The organism is Escherichia sp. HH26CH (genome assembly GCF_009820205.1).
GTDB classification, from domain to species: Bacteria; Pseudomonadota; Gammaproteobacteria; order Enterobacterales; family Enterobacteriaceae; genus Escherichia; species Escherichia coli_F.
Genome location: NZ_VNXM01000066.1, coordinates 107,964 through 126,941, shown reverse-complemented (window position 1 = coordinate 126,941; position 18,978 = coordinate 107,964). Strand labels below are relative to the sequence as shown.

Here is an 18,978-nt window from a genome sequence, read left to right as displayed (position 1 = left end):
TCAGCGATGTTCCTGAAAACCGAATCATTTGAACATAACGGTGTGACCGTCACGCTTTCTGAACTGTCAGCCCTGCAGCGAATTGAGCATCTCGCCCTGATGAAACGGCAGGCAGAACAGGCGGAGTCAGACAGCAACCGGAAGTTTACTGTGGAAGACGCCATCAGAACCGGCGCGTTTCTGGTGGCGATGTCCCTGTGGCATAACCATCCGCAGAAGACGCAGATGCCGTCCATGAATGAAGCCGTTAAACAGATTGAGCAGGAAGTGCTTACCACCTGGCCCACGGAGGCAATTTCTCATGCTGAAAACGTGGTGTACCGGCTGTCTGGTATGTATGAGTTTGTTGTGAATAATGCCCCTGAACAGACAGAGGACGCCGGGCCCGCAGAGCCTGTTTCTGCGGGAAAGTGTTCGACGGTGAGCTGAGTTTTGCCCTGAAACTGGCGCGAGAGATGGGGCGACCCGACTGGCGTGCCATGCTTGCCGGGATGTCATCCACGGAGTATGCCGACTGGCACCGCTTTTACAGTACCCATTATTTTCATGATGTTCTGCTGGATATGCACTTTTCCGGGCTGACGTACACCGTGCTCAGCCTGTTTTTCAGCGATCCGGATATGCATCCGCTGGATTTCAGTCTGCTGAACCGGCGTGAGGCTGACGAAGAGCCTGAAGATGATGTGCTGATGCAGAAAGCGGCAGGGCTTGCCGGAGGCGTCCGCTTTGGCCCGGACGGGAATGAAGTTATCCCCGCTTCCCCGGATGTGGCGGACATGACGGAGGATGACGTAATGCTGATGACAGTATCAGAAGGGATCGCAGGAGGAGTCCGGTATGGCTGAACCGGTAGGCGATCTGGTCGTTGATTTAAGTCTGGATGCGGCCAGATTTGACGAGCAGATGGCCAGAGTCAGGCGTCATTTTTCCGGTACGGAAACTGATGCGAAAAAAACAGCGGCAGTCGTTGAACAGTCGCTGAGCCGACAGGCGCTGGCTGCACAGAAAGCGGGGATTTCCGTCGGGCAGTATAAAGCCGCCATGCGTATGCTGCCTGCACAGTTCACCGACGTGGCCACGCAGCTTGCAGGCGGGCAAAGCCCGTGGCTGATCCTGCTGCAACAGGGGGGGCAGGTTAAGGACTCCTTCGGCGGGATGATCCCCATGTTCAGGGGGCTTGCCGGTGCGATCACCCTGCCGATGGTGGGGGCCACCTCGCTGGCGGTGGCGACCGGTGCGCTGGCGTATGCCTGGTATCAGGGCAACTCAACCCTGTCCGATTTCAACAAAACGCTGGTCCTTTCCGGCAATCAGGCGGGACTGACGGCAGATCGTATGCTGGTCCTGTCCAGAGCCGGGCAGGCGGCAGGGCTGACGTTTAACCAGACCAGCGAGTCACTGACGGCGCTGGTGAATGCCGGTGTGCGTGGTGGTGAGCAGTTTGAGGCGATCAGCCAGAGTGTGGCGCGTTTCTCCTCTGCATCCGGCGTGGAGGTGGACAAGGTCGCTGAAGCCTTCGGGAAGCTGACCACAGACCCGACGTCGGGACTGACAGCGATGGCACGTCAGTTCCATAACGTGACGGCGGAGCAGATTGCGTATGTTGCTCAGTTGCAGCGTTCCGGAGATGAAGCCGGGGCATTGCAGGCGGCGAACGAGGCCGCAACGAAAGGGTTTGATGACCAGACCCGCCGCCTGAAAGAGAACATGGGCACGCTGGAGACCTGGGCAGACAGGACAGCACGGGCATTCAAATCCATGTGGGATTCGGTGCTGGATATTGGTCGCCCGGACACTGCCCAGGGAATGCTGGAGAAAGCAGAAAAGGCTTTTGATGAGGCGGACAAAAAATGGCAGTGGTATCAGAGCCGGAGCCACCGGCGCGGTAAAACCTCAGCATTTCTTGCCAATCTCCGGGGAGCATGGGAGGACAGAGCGAATGCGCAACTTGGGCTTTCAGCCGCCACGTTGCAGGCCGATCTTGAAAAGGCCAGAGAGATGGCAGCAAAGGACTGGGCCGAGTCTGAGGCATCACGGCTGAAATATACCGAAGAGGCGCAGAAGGCTTACGAACGGCTGCAGACGCCGCTGGAGAAATATACCGCCCGTCAGGAAGAACTGAACAAGGCACTGAAAGACGGGAAAATCCTGCAGGCGGATTACAACACGCTGATGGCGGCGGCGAAAAAGGATTATGAAGCGACGCTGAAAAAGCCGAAACAGTCCGGCGTGAAGGTGTCTGCGGGCGATCGTCAGGAAGACAGTGCTCATGCTGCCCTGCTGACGCTTCAGGCTGAACTCCGGACGCTGGAGAAGCATGCCGGAGCAAATGAGAAAATCAGCCAGCAGCGCCGGGATTTGTGGAAGGCGGAGAGCCAGTTCGCGGTACTGGAGGAGGCGGCGCAACGTCGCCAGCTGTCTGCACAGGAGAAATCCCTGCTGGCGCATAAAGATGAGACGCTGGAGTACAAACGCCAGCTGGCTGCACTTGGCGACAAGGTTACGTATCAGGAGCGCCTGAACGCGCTGGCGCAGCAGGCGGATAAATTCGCACAGCAGCAACGGGCAAAACGGGCCGCCATTGATGCGAAAAGCCGGGGGCTGACTGACCGGCAGGCAGAACGGGAAGCCACGGAACAGCGCCTGAAGGAACAGTATGGCGATAATCCGCTGGCGCTGAATAACGTCATGTCAGAGCAGAAAAAGACCTGGGCGGCTGAAGACCAGCTTCGCGGGAGCTGGATGGCAGGCCTGAAGTCCGGCTGGAGTGAGTGGGAAGAGAGCGCCACGGACAGTATGTCGCAGGTAAAAAGTGCAGCCACGCAGACCTTTGATGGTATTGCACAGAATATGGCGGCGATGCTGACCGGCAGTGAGCAGAACTGGCGCAGCTTCACCCGTTCCGTGCTGTCCATGATGACAGAAATTCTGCTTAAGCAGGCAATGGTGGGGATTGTCGGGAGTATCGGCAGCGCCATTGGCGGGGCTGTTGGTGGCGGCGCATCCGCGTCAGGCGGTACAGCCATTCAGGCCGCTGCGGCGAAATTCCATTTTGCAACCGGAGGATTTACGGGAACCGGCGGCAAATATGAGCCAGCGGGGATTGTTCACCGTGGTGAATTTGTCTTCACGAAGGAGGCAACCAGCCGGATTGGCGTGGGGAATCTTTACCGGCTGATGCGCGGCTATGCCACCGGCGGTTATGTCGGTACACCGGGCAGCATGGCAGACAGCCGGTCGCAGGCGTCCGGGACGTTTGAGCAGAATAACCATGTGGTGATTAACAACGACGGCACGAACGGTCAGATAGGTCCGGCTGCTCTGAAGGCGGTGTATGACATGGCCCGCAAGGGTGCCCGTGATGAAATTCAGACACAGATGCGTGATGGTGGCCTGTTCTCCGGAGGTGGACGATGAAGACCTTCCGCTGGAAAGTGAAACCCGGTATGGATGTGGCTTCGGTCCCTTCTGTAAGAAAGGTGCGCTTTGGTGATGGCTATTCTCAGCGAGCGCCTGCCGGGCTGAATGCCAACCTGAAAACGTACAGCGTGACGCTTTCTGTCCCCCGTGAGGAGGCCACGGTACTGGAGTCGTTTCTGGAAGAGCACGGGGGCTGGAAATCCTTTCTGTGGACGCCGCCTTATGAGTGGCGGCAGATAAAGGTGACCTGCGCAAAATGGTCGTCGCGGGTCAGTATGTTGCGTGTTGAGTTCAGCGCAGAGTTTGAACAGGTGGTGAACTGATGCAGGATATCCGGCAGGAAACACTGAATGAATGCACCCGTGCGGAGCAGTCGGCCAGCGTGGTGCTCTGGGAAATCGACCTGACAGAGGTCGGTGGAGAACGTTATTTTTTCTGTAATGAGCAGAACGAAAAAGGTGAGCCGGTCACCTGGCAGGGGCGACAGTATCAGCCGTATCCCATTCAGGGGAGCGGTTTTGAACTGAATGGCAAAGGCACCAGTACGCGCCCCACGCTGACGGTTTCTAACCTGTACGGTATGGTCACCGGGATGGCGGAAGATATGCAGAGTCTGGTCGGCGGAACGGTGGTCCGGCGTAAGGTTTACGCCCGTTTTCTGGATGCGGTGAACTTCGTCAACGGAAACAGTGACGCCGATCCGGAGCAGGAGGTGATCAGCCGCTGGCGCATCGAGCAGTGCAGCGAACTGAGCGCGGTCAGTGCCTCTTTTGTACTGTCCACGCCGACGGAAACGGACGGTGCCGTTTTTCCGGGACGTATCATGCTGGCCAACACCTGCACCTGGACCTATCGCGGTGATGAGTGCGGTTATCACGGTCCGGCGGTCGCGGATGAATATGATCAGCCGACGTCCGATATCACGAAGGATAAATGCAGCAAATGCCTGAGCGGCTGTAAGTTTCGCAATAACGTCGGCAACTTTGGCGGCTTCCTTTCCATTAACAAACTTTCGCAGTGAATCCCATGACAGAGACAGAATCAGCGATTCTGGCGCACGCCCGGCGATGTGCGCCAGCGGAGTCGTGCGGCTTCGTGGTGAGAACACCGGAGGGGGAAAGATATTTTCCCTGCGTGAATATCTCCGGTGAGCCGGAGGCGTATTTCCGGATGTCGCCGGAGGACTGGCTGCGGGCAGAGATGCAGGGTGAGATTGTGGCGCTGGTCCACAGCCACCCCGGTGGTCTGCCCTGGCTGAGTGAGACCGACCGGCGGCTGCAGGTGCAGAGTGATTTGCCGTGGTGGCTGGTTTGCCGGGGGGCGATTCACAAGTTCCGCTGTGTGCCACATCTTTCCGGGCGGCGCTTTGAGCACGGGGTGACGGACTGTTACACGCTGTTCCGGGATGCTTACCATCTGGCGGGGATTGAGATGCCGGATTTTCATCGCGAGGATGACTGGTGGCGTCACGGTCAGAATCTCTATCTGGATAATCTGGAGGCCACAGGGCTGTATCAGGTGCCGTTGTCATCAGCACAACCGGGCGATGTGCTGCTGTGCTGTTTTGGTTCATCGGTGCCGAATCATGCCGCCATTTACTGTGGTGACAGCGAGCTGCTGCACCATATTCCTGAACAACTGAGCAAACGAGAGAGGTACACCGACAAATGGCAGCGACGCACACACTCCCTCTGGCGTCACCGGGAATGGCACGCATCTGCCTTTACGGGGATTTGCAACGATTTGGCCGCCGCATCGACCTTCGTGTGAAAACGGGGGCTGAAGCCATCCGCGCACTGGCCACACAGCTCCCGGCGTTTCGTCAGAAACTGAGCGACGGCTGGTATCAGGTACGGATTGCCGGGCGGGACGTCAGCACGTCCGGGTTAACGGCGCAGTTACATGAGACTCTGCCTGACGGCGCTGTGATTCATATTGTTCCCAGAGTCGCCGGGGCCAAGTCAGGGGGCGTATTCCAGATTGTTCTGGGGGCTGCCGCCATTGCCGGATCATTCTTTACTGCCGGAGCCACCCTTGCAGCATGGGGGGCAGCCATTGGGGCCGGTGGTATGACCGGCATCCTGTTTTCTCTCGGTGCCAGTATGGTGCTCGGTGGTGTGGCGCAGATGCTGGCACCGAAAGCCAGAACTCCCCGTACACAGACAACGGATAACGGTAAGCAGAACACCTATTTCTCCTCACTGGATAACATGGTTGCCCAGGGCAATGTTCTGCCTGTTCTGTACGGGGAAATGCGCGTGGGGTCTCGCGTGGTTTCTCAGGAGATCAGCACGGCAGACGAAGGGGATGGTGGTCAGGTTGTGGTGATTGGTCGCTGATGAAAAACGTTTATGTGAAACCGCCTCCGGGCGGTTTTGTCGTTTATGGAGCGTGAGGAATGGGTAAAGGCAGCAGTAAGGGGCATACTCCGCGCGAAGCGAAGGACAACCTGAAGTCCACGCAGTTGCTGAGTGTGATCGATGCCATCAGCGAAGGGCCGATTGAAGGTCCGGTGGATGGATTAAAAAGCGTGCTGCTGAACAGTACGCCAGTGCTGGACAGTGAGGGGAATACCAACATCTCCGGCGTCACGGTGGTGTTCCGGGCCGGTGAGCAGGAGCAGACACCGCCGGAGGGATTTGAATCCTCCGGCTCCGAGACGGTGCTGGGTACGGAAGTGAAATACGACACGCCGATCACCTGGACCATCACGTCGGCAAACATTGACCGACTGCGTGTTACCTTCGGCGTGCAGGCACTGGTGGAAACCACCTCAAAGGGGGACAGGAATCCGTCGGAAGTCCGCCTGCTGGTTCAGATACAGCGTAATGGTGGCTGGGTGACGGAAAAAGACATCACCATTAAGGGCAAAACCACCTCGCAGTATCTGGCCTCGGTGGTGGTGGGTAACCTGCCGCCGCGCCCGTTCAGTATACGGATGCGCAGGATGACGCCGGACAGCACCACAGACCAGCTGCAGAACAAAACGCTCTGGTCGTCATACACCGAAATCATCGATGTGAAACAGTGCTACCCGAACACGGCACTGGTCGGTGTGCAGGTGGACTCGGAGCAGTTCGGCAGCCAGCAGGTGAGCCGTAATTATCATCTGCGCGGGCGTATTCTGCAGGTGCCGTCGAACTATAACCCGCAGACGCGGCAATACAGCGGTATCTGGGACGGAACGTTTAAACCGGCATACAGCAACAACATGGCCTGGTGTCTGTGGGATATGCTGACCCATCCGCGCTACGGCATGGGGAAACGTCTTGGTGCGGCGGATGTGGATAAATGGGCGCTGTATGTCATCGGCCAGAATTGCGACCAGTCGGTGCCGGACGGCTTTGGCGGCACGGAGCCGCGCATCACCTGTAATGCCTGGCTGACCACACAGCGCAAGGCGTGGGATGTGCTCAGTGATTTCTGCTCGGCGATGCGCTGTATGCCGATATGGAACGGGCAGACGCTGACGTTCGTGCAGGACCGACCATCAGATAAGGTGTGGACCTATAACCGCAGTAATGTGGTGATGCCGGATGATGGCGCGCCGTTCCGCTACAGCTTCAGCGCCCTGAAGGACCGCCATAATGCCGTTGAGGTGAACTGGATTGACCCGGATAACGGCTGGGAGACGGCGACAGAGCTTGTGGAGGACACGCAGGCCATTGCCCGTTACGGTCGTAACGTCACGAAGATGGATGCCTTTGGCTGTACCAGTCGGGGGCAGGCGCACCGCGCCGGGCTGTGGCTGATTAAAACGGAACTGCTGGAAACGCAGACCGTGGACTTCAGCGTGGGTGCGGAAGGGCTTCGCCATGTACCGGGGGATGTCATTGAAATCTGCGATGATGACTATGCGGGTATCAGCACCGGCGGGCGCGTGCTGGCGGTGAACAGCCAGACCCGGACGCTGACGCTCGACCGTGAAATCACGCTGCCATCCTCCGGTACCACGCTGATAAGCCTGGTTGACGGAAGTGGCAATCCGGTCAGCGTGGAGGTCCAGTCCGTCACCGACGGCGTGAAGGTAAAAGTGAGCCGTGTTCCTGACGGCGTTGCCGGATACAGCGTGTGGGGGCTGAAGCTGCCGACGCTGCGCCAGCGACTGTTCCGCTGCGTGAGTATCCGTGAGAACGACGACGGCACGTATGCCATCACCGCCGTGCAGCATGTGCCGGAAAAAGAGGCCATCGTGGATAACGGGGCGCACTTTGACGGCGACCAGAGCGGCACGGTGAATGGTGTCACGCCGCCAGCGGTGCAGCACCTGACTGCCGAAGTCACCGCAGACAGCGGGGAATATCAGGTGCTGGCGCGCTGGGACACACCGAAGGTGGTGAAGGGCGTGAGCTTCCTGCTCCGTCTGACCGTAACAGCGGACGACGGCAGTGAGCGGCTGGTCAGCACGGCCCGGACGACGGAAACCACATACCGCTTCACACAACTGGCGTTGGGGAACTACAGGCTGACAGTCCGGGCGGTAAATGCGTGGGGACAGCAGGGCGATCCGGCATCGGTATCGTTCCGGATTGCCGCACCGGCAGCGCCGTCTCGGATTGAGCTGACACCGGGCTATTTTCAGATAACCGCCACGCCGCATCTTGCGGTTTATGACCCGACGGTACAGTTTGAGTTCTGGTTCTCGGAAAAACGGATTGCGGATATCAGGCAGGTTGAAACCAGCGCGCGTTATCTTGGTACGGCACTGTACTGGATAGCCGCCAGTATCAATATCAAACCGGGCCATGATTATTATTTTTACGTTCGCAGTGTGAACACCGTTGGCAAATCGGCATTCGTGGAGGCTGTCGGTCAGCCGAGTGATGATGCATCAGGCTATCTGGATTTTTTCAAAGGCGAGATAGGGAAAACCCATCTGGCTCAGGAGCTGTGGACGCAGATTGATAACGGTCAGCTTGCGCCTGACCTGACTGAAATCAGGACGTCCATAACGGATGTCAGCAATGAAATAACACAGACCGTCAATAAGAAACTGGAAGACCAGAGTGCAGCGATCCAGCAGATACAGAAGGTTCAGGTTGATACAAATAATAATCTGAACAGCATGTGGGCTGTGAAGCTGCAGCAGATGCAGGACGGACGCCTTTATATTGCGGGTATCGGTGCCGGTATTGAGAACACCCCCGACGGCATGCAGAGTCAGGTGCTGCTGGCGGCAGACAGGATTGCGATGATTAATCCTGCAAATGGCAACACAAAACCGATGTTTGTTGGTCAGGGTGATCAGATATTCATGAATGAAGTGTTCCTGAAATATCTGACGGCTCCCACCATTACCAGCGGCGGTAATCCTCCTGCATTTTCCATGACACCGGACGGAAAGCTGACCGCTAAAAATGCAGATATCAGTGGCAGTGTGAATGCGAACGCCGGGACGCTCAACAACGTTACGATAAATGAGAACTGTCAGATTAAAGGGAAACTGTCAGCCAACCAGATTGAAGGCGATATTGTCAAAACAGTGGGTAAGGCTTTCCCGCGGGACTCCCGGGCACCGGAGCGGTGGCCATCAGGGACCATTACCGTCAGGATTTATGACGATCAGCCGTTTGACCGGCAGATTGTTATTCCGGCGGTGGCATTCAGCGGTGCTAAACATGAGAGAGAGCATACTGATATTTACTCCTCATGCCGCCTGATAGTGAAGAAAAATGGTGCTGAAATTTATAACCGTACCGCGCTGGATAATACGCTGATTTACAGTGGTGTTATTGATATGCCAGCTGGTCACGGCCACATGACGCTGGAGTTTTCGGTGTCAGCATGGCTGGTAAATGACTGGTATCCCACAGCAAGTATCAGCGATTTGCTGGTTGTGGTGATGAAGAAAGCCACCGCAGGCATCAGTATCAGCTGAATTTTATAACCCATATACGGGCGCCAGAAATGGCGCCTTTTTTATTGCAGAAAAGCGAGAGGTAATTATGCGTAAAGTTTGTGCAGCCATTTTGTCCGCAGCCATTTGTCTGGCCGTATCCGGTGCGCCTGTATGGGCGTCTGAACATCAGTCCACGCTGAGCGCGGGGTATCTTCATGCCCGGACGAACGTTCCCGGCAGTGATGATCTGAACGGGATTAACGTGAAATACCGTTATGAGTTTACGGACACACTGGGGATGGTGACGTCGTTCAGCTATGCAGGAGACAAGAATCGCCAGCTTACCCGTTACAGCGATACCCGCTGGCATGAAGATTCCGTGCGTAACCGCTGGTTCAGCGTGATGGCGGGGCCGTCTGTACGCGTGAATGAATGGTTCAGCGCGTATGCGATGGCAGGCGTGGCTTACAGCCGTGTGTCGACTTTTTCCGGGGATTATCTCCGCGTAACTGACAACAAGGGAAAAACGCACGACGTGCTGACCGGAAGTGATGACGCTCGCCACAGTAACACCTCTCTGGCGTGGGGAGCTGGCGTGCAGTTTAACCCGACCGAATCCGTGGCCGTTGACGTCGCTTATGAAGGCTCCGGCAGCGGTGACTGGCGTACCAACAGTTTCATCGTTGGTGTCGGTTATAAATTCTGATTAGCCAGGTAACACAGTGTTATGACAGCCCGCCGGTTCAGGCGGGCTTTTTTGTGGGGGGAATATGGCAGTACGGATTTCAGGTGTACTGAAAGATGGCGCAGGTAAGCCGATACAAAACTGCACCATTCAGCTAAAGGCCAGGCGCAACAGCACCACGGTGGTGGTGAACACAGTGGCCTCAGAAAACCCGGATGAAGCCGGGCGTTACACAATGGACGTCGAGTATGGTCAGTACAGCGTCAGTCTGTTGGTGGAGGGATTCCCGCCGTCACACGCCGGGATTATCACCGTATATGAGGACTCAAAGCCGGGCACACTGAATGATTTCCTCGGTGCAATGACGGAGGATGATGTCCGGCCAGAGGCACTGCGCCGTTTTGAACTGATGGTGGAAGAGGTGGCGCGTAACGCGTCCGCAGTGGCACAGAACACGGCAGCCGCGAAGAAGTCAGCCGGCGATGCCGGCACATCTGCCCGTGAGGCGGCAACCCATGCGACTGATGCTGCAGGCTCAGCACGCGCAGCCAGCACGTCAGCCGGACAGGCCGCTTCGTCGGCTCAGTCAGCGTCTTCCAGCGCAGGAACGGCATCAGCAAAGGCCACTGAAGCATCAAAAAGTGCTGCCGCTGCAGAGTCCTCAAAAAGCGCGGCGGCCACCAGTGCCGCTGCGGCAAAAACGTCAGAAACGAATGCGGCAGCGTCACAACAATCAGCAGCCACTTCAGCATCCACCGCGACCACGAAAGCGTCAGAAGCTGCCACCTCAGCCCGGGATGCGGCGGCCTCAAAAGAGGCAGCGAAATCATCAGAAACGAACGCATCATCAAGCGCCAGTAGTGCCGCTTCCTCGGCAACGGCGGCAGGCAATTCCGCGAAGGCGGCAAAGACGTCTGAGACAAACGCCAGGTCTTCTGAAACGGCAGCGGGACAGAGTGCCTCAGCTGCGGCAGGCTCAAAAACAGCGGCTGCGTCGTCTGCCAGTGCCGCGTCAACAAGTGCCGGGCAGGCCTCAGCCAGTGCCACCGCCGCCGGAAAATCGGCAGAAAGTGCTGCATCGTCCGCTTCAACAGCCACAACGAAGGCTGGCGAAGCCGCTGTACAGGCCAGCGCAGCAGCGAGGTCTGCTTCCGCAGCGAAGACATCCGAGACGAACGCGAAAGCGTCGGAAACCAGCGCAGAATCCTCAAAAACGGCTGCCGCATCGTCCGCCAGTTCGGCGGCGTCATCGGCATCATCTGCGTCTGCTTCAAAAGATGAGGCGACCAGACAAGCGTCCGCAGCGAAGGGCAGCGCCACGACGGCATCCACGAAGGCGACAGAGGCAGCTGGCAGTGCGACGGCGGCAGCTCAGAGCAAAAGTACGGCGGAATCCGCGGCAACGCGCGCTGAGACAGCGGCAAAACGGGCAGAGGATATTGCATCCGCCGTGGCGCTTGAGGATGCGAGCACGACGAAAAAGGGGATAGTACAGCTCAGCAGTGCGACCAATAGCACTTCCGAGTCACTGGCGGCAACGCCAAAAGCCGTTAAGGCCGCGTATGACCTGGCTAACGGGAAATACACCGCACAGGATGCAACGACAGCACAGAAAGGGATAATCCAGCTAAGCAGCGCGACCAACAGCACGTCTGAAACGCTGGCGGCAACGCCAAAGGCAGTAAAATCAGCCTATGACAATGCAGAGAAACGTCTGCAGAAAGACCAGAACGGCGCTGATATACCCGATAAGGGACGCTTCCTGAACAACATTAACGCGGTCAGTAAAACAGACTTTGCTGATAAGCGTGGTATGCGTTATGTGCGGGTTAACGCTCCTGCAGGTGCAACATCTGGAAAATATTACCCTGTTGTTGTTATGCGTTCTGCTGGCTCAGTAAGCGAACTGGCATCAAGGGTCATTATCACCACGGCAACGCGAACCGCAGGCGATCCGATGAATAACTGCGAGTTTAACGGATTTGTTATGCCTGGTGGCTGGACTGACAGGGGGCGTTATGCTTATGGAATGTTCTGGCAATATCAAAACAATGAACGAGCCATCCACTCAATAATGATGAGTAATAAGGGCGATGATTTGCGCTCTGTGTTCTATGTTGATGGCGCTGCTTTCCCTGTTTTTGCGTTTATCGAAGATGGCCTGTCAATATCCGCACCTGGTGCTGATCTCGTTGTTAATGATACGACCTATAAGTTTGGGGCAACAAATCCAGCGACTGAATGTATCGCGGCGGACGTTATCCTTGATTTTAAGAGTGGGCGTGGTTTTTATGAGTCTCATTCGTTAATCGTTAACGATAACTTGTCGTGCAAAAAACTTTTTGCCACAGACGAAATTGTAGCGCGTGGTGGTAATCAGATTCGAATGATAGGTGGGGAGTATGGTGCATTATGGCGTAATGATGGCGCTAAAACTTACCTGCTGCTTACCAATCAAGGTGATGTTTATGGTGGCTGGAATACATTAAGACCGTTTGCTATTGATAACGCAACCGGCGAACTGGTTATTGGAACCAAACTGTCCGCAAGTCTGAACGGTAATGCATTAACAGCAACAAAGCTGCAAACGCCAAGACGGGTTTCTGGTGTTGAGTTTGATGGTTCCAGAGATATTACTTTAACCGCCGCGCATGTGGCTGCTTTTGCCAGAAGGGCAACGGATACATATGCCGATGCGGATGGTGGCGTTCCATGGAATGCCGAATCAGGCGCTTACAATGTCACTCGCTCTGGCGACAGCTATATTCTGGTTAACTTCTATACCGGAGTCGGAAGTTGCCGGACCCTGCAGATGAAGGCGCATTACAGAAATGGTGGTCTGTTCTACCGTTCTTCAAGAGACGGTTATGGTTTTGAGGATGACTGGGCAGAAGTTTATACTTCGAAAAATCTTCCACCAGAAAGCTACCCAGTCGGCGCACCAATCCCGTGGCCATCAGATACCGTTCCGTCTGGCTATGCCCTGATGCAGGGGCAGACTTTTGACAAATCTGCATACCCGAAACTTGCAGTGGCTTATCCGTCAGGCGTTATTCCTGATATGCGTGGCTGGACGATTAAGGGCAAGCCCGCCAGTGGTCGTGCCGTATTGTCTCAGGAACAGGACGGCATTAAATCGCACACCCACAGCGCCAGCGCATCCAGTACGGATTTGGGGACGAAAACCACATCGTCGTTTGATTACGGCACTAAATCCACGAATAACACTGGTGCGCATACTCATAGTTTAAGTGGCAGCACGAATGCAGCTGGTAATCACAGCCATAGAGATGGCCGTCGATTTAACCCCAGTGTTTTTAAAGATACTTATCAATATGGTTATACAAGCTCAGGTCAAAATACCTGGGGTGTACAAGGCTCAGTAGGTATGTCTACGGGGTGGTTAGCTAATACCAGTACAGATGGTAATCATAGCCACTCACTGTCCGGCACAGCAGCATCTGCAGGTGCACACGCGCATACTGTCGGTATTGGTGCTCATACGCACTCCGTTGCGATTGGTTCACATGGACACACCATCACCGTTAACGCTGCTGGTAATGCGGAAAACACCGTCAAAAACATCGCATTTAACTATATTGTGAGGCTTGCATAATGGCATTCAGAATGAGTGAACAACCACGGACCATAAAAATTTATAATCTGCTGGCCGGAACTAATGAATTTATTGGTGAAGGTGACGCATATATTCCGCCTCATACAGGTCTGCCAGCAAACAGTACCGATATTGCACCGCCAGATATTCCGGCTGGCTTCGTGGCTGTTTTCAACAGTGATGAGTCATCGTGGCATCTCGTTGAAGACCATCGGGGTAAAACGGTTTATGACGTAGCGTCAGGGGACGAGTTATTTATTTCTGAACTCGGTCCGTTACCGGAAAATGTTACCTGGTTATCGCCGGAAGGGGAATATCAGAAGTGGAACGGCACAGCCTGGGTGAAGGATACGGAAGCAGAAAAACTGTTCCGGATCCGGGAGGCGGAAGAAACAAAAAACAGCCTGATGCAGGTAGCCAGTGAGCATATTGCGCCGCTTCAGGATGCTGCAGATCTGGAAATTGCAACGGAGGAAGAAATCTCGTTGCTGGAAGCATGGAAAAAGTATCGGGTGTTGCTGAACCGTGTTGATACATCAACTGCACCTGATATTGAGTGGCCTACGAACCCTGTCAGGGAGTAATCATTGGGATTATGCCGCAGCACGTCTTAAGCAAGAACGTGCTGCGGTTGGATGCTATTTTTTCCCTGAAGCGGAAAACATTACTACAGTACCTTGAACCTTGGTTTTAACATTCTCGAAATGCTCTGAGAGTATATGTGTTAAGCCTTCTTCGGAATCTTTTGTGTTTGAAAAGATGCCTTTCTGATTGTAAATGCGCATCAGTTTTTGACCGAAGCTATTGTGCACAACTCCATCGCCAAGAATTGTGGCTCCGTATAGAGTTCCATCGTCAGTTAAGGCCTGCGCCGCATTGCGTATTACACAGCTTTTTGTAGATATATTTCCAGGCAGGCAGTGAAGAAGGTAAAACATGGAAATGGAATCAAATTGACCATGTAACGCCGCGGGATAAGGTTCAAAAACATCATGGCTAATTTTATGTTTAATTTTTGATTCCCCAGCCCTTGTAGATGCCGCGTTCAGGCTAGCTTCGTTCAAATCCATTAAAGATATCAGACTACTCTCAGGTACGTGAGTAAGGTAAAACCCAGTTCCAACACCAATATCCAGATGGTTGTTACCTAAATGTTCCAGAAAGTGTGGAAGAAGGTGTTCCTTTGTAGGACATCCCCATGCAAGCCGATTTGATACTCCCAAAACCCACCAGTCATAAAGCTTTAGGGTAAGTGGTGTGTAAATTCTAGCCCCATCATCTGTGTTTTTTTCATTAATTTCACAATGTTATAGTTTTGTTTGTGAATTAAATCAATTATGGCAATGAATTACAAGGGGTTAAATGCTGCCGCAGCATAGCGATATTGAAATAGCCTGGTATGCTTCAATACAGCAGGAGCCGAATGGCTGGAAGACCGTCACCACACAGTTCTACATCCAGGAATTCAGTGAGTATATTGCGCCACTGCAGGATGCTGTAGATCTGGAAATCGCAACGGAGGAAGAAAGATCGTTGCTGGAAGCCTGAAAAAGTATCGGGTGCTGCTAAACCGTGTGGACACTTCCGTAGCACCAGATATCGAGTGGCTTATTCAACCATAATAAACAGTATGTATATCATAGGTTATTAATTGTGAGTTTTTTTTGTGTGTTATTTGTTTGTTTGATGTTATGCTTTTGCGCCCCAAAAGGTTGTTTAGATGTATTTTATCAATTGATTTTCAATATCGTTTAATAAAGAAAAATTAAGCAAGCTGGATGTTGGTTTTTTGTTAATTGAATGGTTCTAATAATGTTTTTTTACTGTTGTTGAATGTGACTTGATAAGAAATGCAAGTAAAAATGATACTCTTTTTATTTTAAATTCAAACGGTTGACATATATATATAGCAAGAGGTTTCAGGTGCGTTGTAGTGAGTTTATGTTAATAAAAAGTATAGTAAGCGTTGAAAAATGTAACTTTAAAATACGTTAGAATAAAAAACAATATACATATAATAATTTAATCTTAAATGAAATTTATTAAAATTTGCAAACTATAATTTTGTGTATAAAAATATAAATGCACATCATCCTGATTATGATTGTGTATTTAATTGGTTGTTATTTGACTGCTATCAACTTGTTTTAATTTTATGATAGGTGCAAGATGGATTATGTTTGCTCCGTAGTTTTCATCTGTCAATCATTTGATTTAATTATAAACAGGAGAGTTATCTCGTTCAAAAAAAATTCATTGTTTATTGTAAGCGACAAAATTAGAAGGGAGTTACCAGTATGCCCCTCTAAACTAAGAATTGTTGATATAGATAAGAAAACATGTTTATCCTTTTTTATCGACGTGAATAATGAGCTGCCTGGCAAATTTACTCTTGATAAGAATGGCTATATTGCTGAAGAGGAACCTCCATTATCGCTTGTTTTTTCTCTGTTTGAAGGGATTAAAATAGCAGACTCACACTCCCTTTGGTTAAAAGAAAGACTATGTATATCCTTACTTGCCATGTTCAAAAAACGCGAAAGTGTAAATTCTTTTATACTAACAAATATAAATACATTTACCTGTAAAATTACTGGAATAATCAGTTTTAATATTGAGCGGCAATGGCATTTAAAAGATATTGCGGAATTGATTTATACGAGTGAAAGTTTAATAAAAAAAAGATTAAGGGATGAAGGAACGTCATTTACTGAAATATTGAGAGATACTAGGATGAGGTATGCAAAAAAACTCATAACTTCAAACTCTTATTCTATCAATGTCGTAGCCCAGAAATGTGGCTATAACAGTACTTCATATTTCATATGTGCATTTAAAGATTATTATGGTGTCACGCCATCTCATTATTTTGAGAAAATAATCGGCGTCACAGATGGAATAAACAAAACAATTGACTGATAATGTTTATTACAAGTTGTCTACATGTTAATTATAATATTATACAGCGTTTTTTCTGATGTGATATTCTGGAACCATTAATTTGTAATTGGGTTGCTGTCGCCTATTTTATACATACTATAATTGATGGTTTTCTATGTGATTTAGTTAATAACCTTCTGGGTTTATTTTAAGGGTTAATTGTTACATTGAAATGGCTAGTTATTCCCCGGGGCGATTTTCACCTCGGGGAAATTTTAGTTGGCGTTCTTAAAATGTGTACTTAAGACCAGCAGTAGTGATGAAGTTATAGTTTTCTATACCTGCTCCATTTTTGCTGTAGTCTGAAGTGTTATTATTGTGATCATAAAGTGAAGTATTACCTTTTTTATTCGTAACCCGATTCCATGCGCCTTCAACATAAACTTTTGCGTTAGGTGTGACGTAATAACCTGCATTGACTGCAACAGAATAGTAATTTTGGTCTTTGACCTTACTGCGATAAGTGATTCTTTTTCCCGGGTCATAGTGTTCATCGTTATCAGATGATTCCACCCAGCCGCTGTATTTAAATGTGCCACCGAGTTCAAAATCTTCATAACGATAACTTCCAGTCAAGCCAATGTAGGGCATTTTAAAACGTTGTTTGTAGCCGATTGCCCTTTCTCCATTCGGGAAGGAGCCGATATCATCTCTGAATCCCTCCTCAGAACTGTAGATATAGGAACCACCTCTGGCTGTAAAGCTATAACGGCTTTCCTGATATCCGGCCATGAGTCCCAGGCGGTAATTGGGTTCGTTGAGGAGCCAGCCTTTGATATTCAGATCAAATTCGTTGGCATAATTGAGTTGTGTATCAGGGTGTCTACTTTCATCCGTCCAGGTTCCGGGGTTACTGGAATCCATCCAGTCCTGATCGACCATATTGCCACCTCGGCTGCCGAGAGTTGTCCAGCCAGCAGCCCCGATAGATATCTGGGGCATCAAATCCCAATTAATTGCACCTTTAATAATTGCAGCGTTATTGAATTTCCAGTCGAGTTGACTGACTTTTCGGCCTCCTTCTTCGGCTAGATAAACACGCTCTTTTGTTTTTCCGCTCAGAGTTCCAAGACTAATGTCCGCATTTATGTTGTCAGGAGTAAACGATAAAGTCTCGGTAGAAGCAAAAGAGCTGATCGCAATAGGGGTTGTCAGGAATATTCCCAGAAGTTTCGCCCGCATAAAAGTTCTCCATTCAATCGTTTTAATGATTGAATATGTATTTTTTATATCTAACTTAATGAGTCAATTACATATTGCTCCACTGTTTATATTTTGTTTAGTATTGAATGATTATCACAATGCGCTATCTGTTTTTGGTTTAATTATCTGTTATTGTTTCATATTGCGGTTTTACTGTGTGGTTTTTTATGCTTTTGTGGTGCTTTTATCTATTTAAGTGCCATGCCTTTAGAGGCATATAAGCGAAAATAGCATGAGGTTTATCCTCAATTACTATGTTTTTTAGTACAAAAAAGAGGGACAAAACTGAGACACATAAGGCCTCACAATGGCTTGCAAGGCTTTACATGTTTTGAGGTAGTGGGACGTGTGAGCGCAGAGATGGCGCGGTAAGTTGTTGACTTAAAATGTCGTTCTAGGAACTTCTAAGTCGTGGGCCGCAGGTTCGAATCCTGCAGGGCGCGCCATTTCTTCTTCATTTATGCCAGTCTTATCTGTTTCCGCTTTGCCCTTCACCACATCACTTTTTGTCGCTGTTTGGCGAGATAATTCAACGGTGTCAGGCCGTAAAACGCCTTAAAAACAGAGATAAAGTACGACGTGCTGCTATACCCACACAATTGTGCCACCTGAGTGATATTTTTGTTATCCATCAATAACATCTGTACGGCGTAACGCATACGACACTCTGTGACAATCTGGCTATAGCTGGTATTTTCGTTTTTTAATTTCTTTTTGAGCAGGCTGGGGCTTAAACAGAGCGAACTGGCGACAATTCGCAGATTCCAGTAATGCTGAATATCGCTTTGAATAATGCGGCAGACGCTGTCGCGGACGCTGCTGCGTAAGATATACATCAGTAGGGCAATAAACCGCGATTGCTCAAGAAAGTTAGACAATACGGTAAAAAGCAATGCGCGCGTCAACTCCGCTTCGCAGGGTTTGCTGGGTTGCTGCTTGCTGTGGTTGGCGGCTAGCCGGAACACTTCCGGTGTACGGCTATGACAAGCGATAACCGGGGTAGCCAGCCGCGACCAGGGCTTTACACAGGTTAAGTTCTTATTTAAAAACAACAGATAATCGTTGATGATGTTACGGTTGATGTGGGTGATTAATACGTGATTTAACGTTGAGAGTTCAATGACGTTATTGTTGCACGCGAAGGCGGCCAGGTAGTTTTTCGGAAGGGTAAACGTAGCATGGTTATTGACGCTTACCTCTACCTCTTTTTCTGTCAGGATCACCACGCAAGGTTCACTGCTGCTCAATTGCATTTCGCACTCCTCAGATATCAGA

Annotated in this window: 16 protein-coding genes and 1 pseudogene; 14 read left to right on the top strand and 3 right to left on the bottom strand. The window is 51.4% G+C overall.

Translation table 11 applies throughout. The features are described 5' to 3' along the window. Positions 1-6 precede the first annotated feature (6 nt). The 12 genes from gpG to FQ015_RS24670 all read left to right on the top strand — a co-directional run bounded on the left by gpG (position 7) and on the right by FQ015_RS24670 (position 14,254). On the top strand, positions 7-429 hold the full coding sequence (gene gpG, locus FQ015_RS21675) for a phage tail assembly chaperone G (RefSeq protein WP_000479153.1): 423 nt from the start codon (positions 7-9) through the stop codon (positions 427-429). Beyond that, positions 411-845, top strand: coding sequence for a phage tail assembly protein T (locus tag FQ015_RS21670; RefSeq protein WP_000459457.1), 435 nt, complete (start codon positions 411-413; stop codon positions 843-845). Before gpG ends, FQ015_RS21670 begins: the two co-directional genes overlap by 19 nt. After that, positions 838-3,417 (top strand): phage tail tape measure protein, encoded by a 2,580-nt coding sequence (locus tag FQ015_RS21665; protein WP_000840349.1) that lies wholly within the window; start codon positions 838-840, stop codon positions 3,415-3,417. The genes FQ015_RS21670 and FQ015_RS21665 overlap by 8 nt, the downstream gene beginning before the upstream one ends. Then, entirely contained in the window at positions 3,414-3,743 is a 330-nt protein-coding gene (locus FQ015_RS21660; protein WP_000847379.1) for a phage tail protein, read from the top strand. Before FQ015_RS21665 ends, FQ015_RS21660 begins: the two co-directional genes overlap by 4 nt. Then, positions 3,743-4,441, top strand: a complete 699-nt coding sequence (locus FQ015_RS21655) for a phage minor tail protein L (protein WP_001152632.1) — start codon at positions 3,743-3,745, stop codon at positions 4,439-4,441. The genes FQ015_RS21660 and FQ015_RS21655 overlap by 1 nt, the downstream gene beginning before the upstream one ends. A gap of 5 nt (positions 4,442-4,446) precedes the next feature. Then, the gene (locus FQ015_RS21650; protein ID WP_000140728.1) at positions 4,447-5,190 is read left to right on the top strand and encodes a C40 family peptidase; all 744 of its coding nucleotides are present in this window, start codon (positions 4,447-4,449) and stop codon (positions 5,188-5,190) included. After that, a complete protein-coding gene (locus FQ015_RS21645; RefSeq protein WP_000847666.1) occupies positions 5,187-5,759 on the top strand; it encodes a tail assembly protein in 573 nt (190 codons plus the stop codon). The genes FQ015_RS21650 and FQ015_RS21645 overlap by 4 nt, the downstream gene beginning before the upstream one ends. A 59-nt stretch (positions 5,760-5,818) precedes the next feature. After that, positions 5,819-9,298 carry a phage attachment tail tip protein J gene (gene gpJ / locus FQ015_RS21640; RefSeq protein ID WP_160524492.1) on the top strand — a complete coding sequence of 1,160 codons (3,480 nt, stop codon included), beginning with the start codon at positions 5,819-5,821 and terminating at the stop codon, positions 9,296-9,298. 67 nt (positions 9,299-9,365) lie between these two features. Next, a complete protein-coding gene (locus FQ015_RS21635; protein WP_001233133.1) occupies positions 9,366-9,965 on the top strand; it encodes an Ail/Lom family outer membrane beta-barrel protein in 600 nt (199 codons plus the stop codon). Positions 9,966-10,029: 64 nt separating this feature from the next. Beyond that, positions 10,030-13,560: a prophage tail fiber N-terminal domain-containing protein gene (locus tag FQ015_RS21630; RefSeq protein ID WP_160524491.1), complete on the top strand. Its 3,531-nt coding sequence runs from the start codon at positions 10,030-10,032 to the stop codon at positions 13,558-13,560. Next, positions 13,560-14,144, top strand: coding sequence for a tail fiber assembly protein (locus tag FQ015_RS21625; RefSeq protein WP_160524490.1), 585 nt, complete (start codon positions 13,560-13,562; stop codon positions 14,142-14,144). Before FQ015_RS21630 ends, FQ015_RS21625 begins: the two co-directional genes overlap by 1 nt. After that, on the top strand, positions 14,117-14,254 hold the full coding sequence (locus FQ015_RS24670; protein WP_001309429.1) for a hypothetical protein: 138 nt from the start codon (positions 14,117-14,119) through the stop codon (positions 14,252-14,254). Before FQ015_RS21625 ends, FQ015_RS24670 begins: the two co-directional genes overlap by 28 nt. Here FQ015_RS24670 and FQ015_RS21620 read toward each other — a convergent pair. Continuing rightward, positions 14,199-14,858 (bottom strand): methyltransferase, encoded by a 660-nt coding sequence (locus FQ015_RS21620; protein ID WP_160524528.1) that lies wholly within the window; start codon positions 14,856-14,858, stop codon positions 14,199-14,201. The two genes, FQ015_RS24670 and FQ015_RS21620, sit on opposite strands and share 56 nt — an antisense overlap. Positions 14,859-15,015: 157 nt before the next feature. On the opposite strand from FQ015_RS21620, the pseudogene FQ015_RS24415 reads away from it, so the two are divergent. Both FQ015_RS24415 and appY read left to right on the top strand, forming a co-directional pair. Next, positions 15,016-15,182 (top strand): annotated as a pseudogene (locus FQ015_RS24415) (tail fiber assembly protein); the annotation flags it as partial. Between the two features lie 547 nt (positions 15,183-15,729). Continuing rightward, a complete protein-coding gene (gene appY, locus FQ015_RS21610; RefSeq protein WP_000386784.1) occupies positions 15,730-16,479 on the top strand; it encodes a DNA-binding transcriptional activator AppY in 750 nt (249 codons plus the stop codon). Between the two features lie 249 nt (positions 16,480-16,728). Here the strand turns inward: appY and ompT are convergent, their stop codons facing one another. Both ompT and envY read right to left on the bottom strand, forming a co-directional pair. Further along, positions 16,729-17,682, bottom strand: coding sequence for an omptin family outer membrane protease OmpT (gene ompT / locus FQ015_RS21605; protein ID WP_001201810.1), 954 nt, complete (start codon positions 17,680-17,682; stop codon positions 16,729-16,731). Positions 17,683-18,194: 512 nt separating this feature from the next. After that, positions 18,195-18,956: a DNA-binding transcriptional regulator EnvY gene (envY, locus tag FQ015_RS21600; protein WP_001177464.1), complete on the bottom strand. Its 762-nt coding sequence runs from the start codon at positions 18,954-18,956 to the stop codon at positions 18,195-18,197. Positions 18,957-18,978 lie beyond the last annotated feature (22 nt).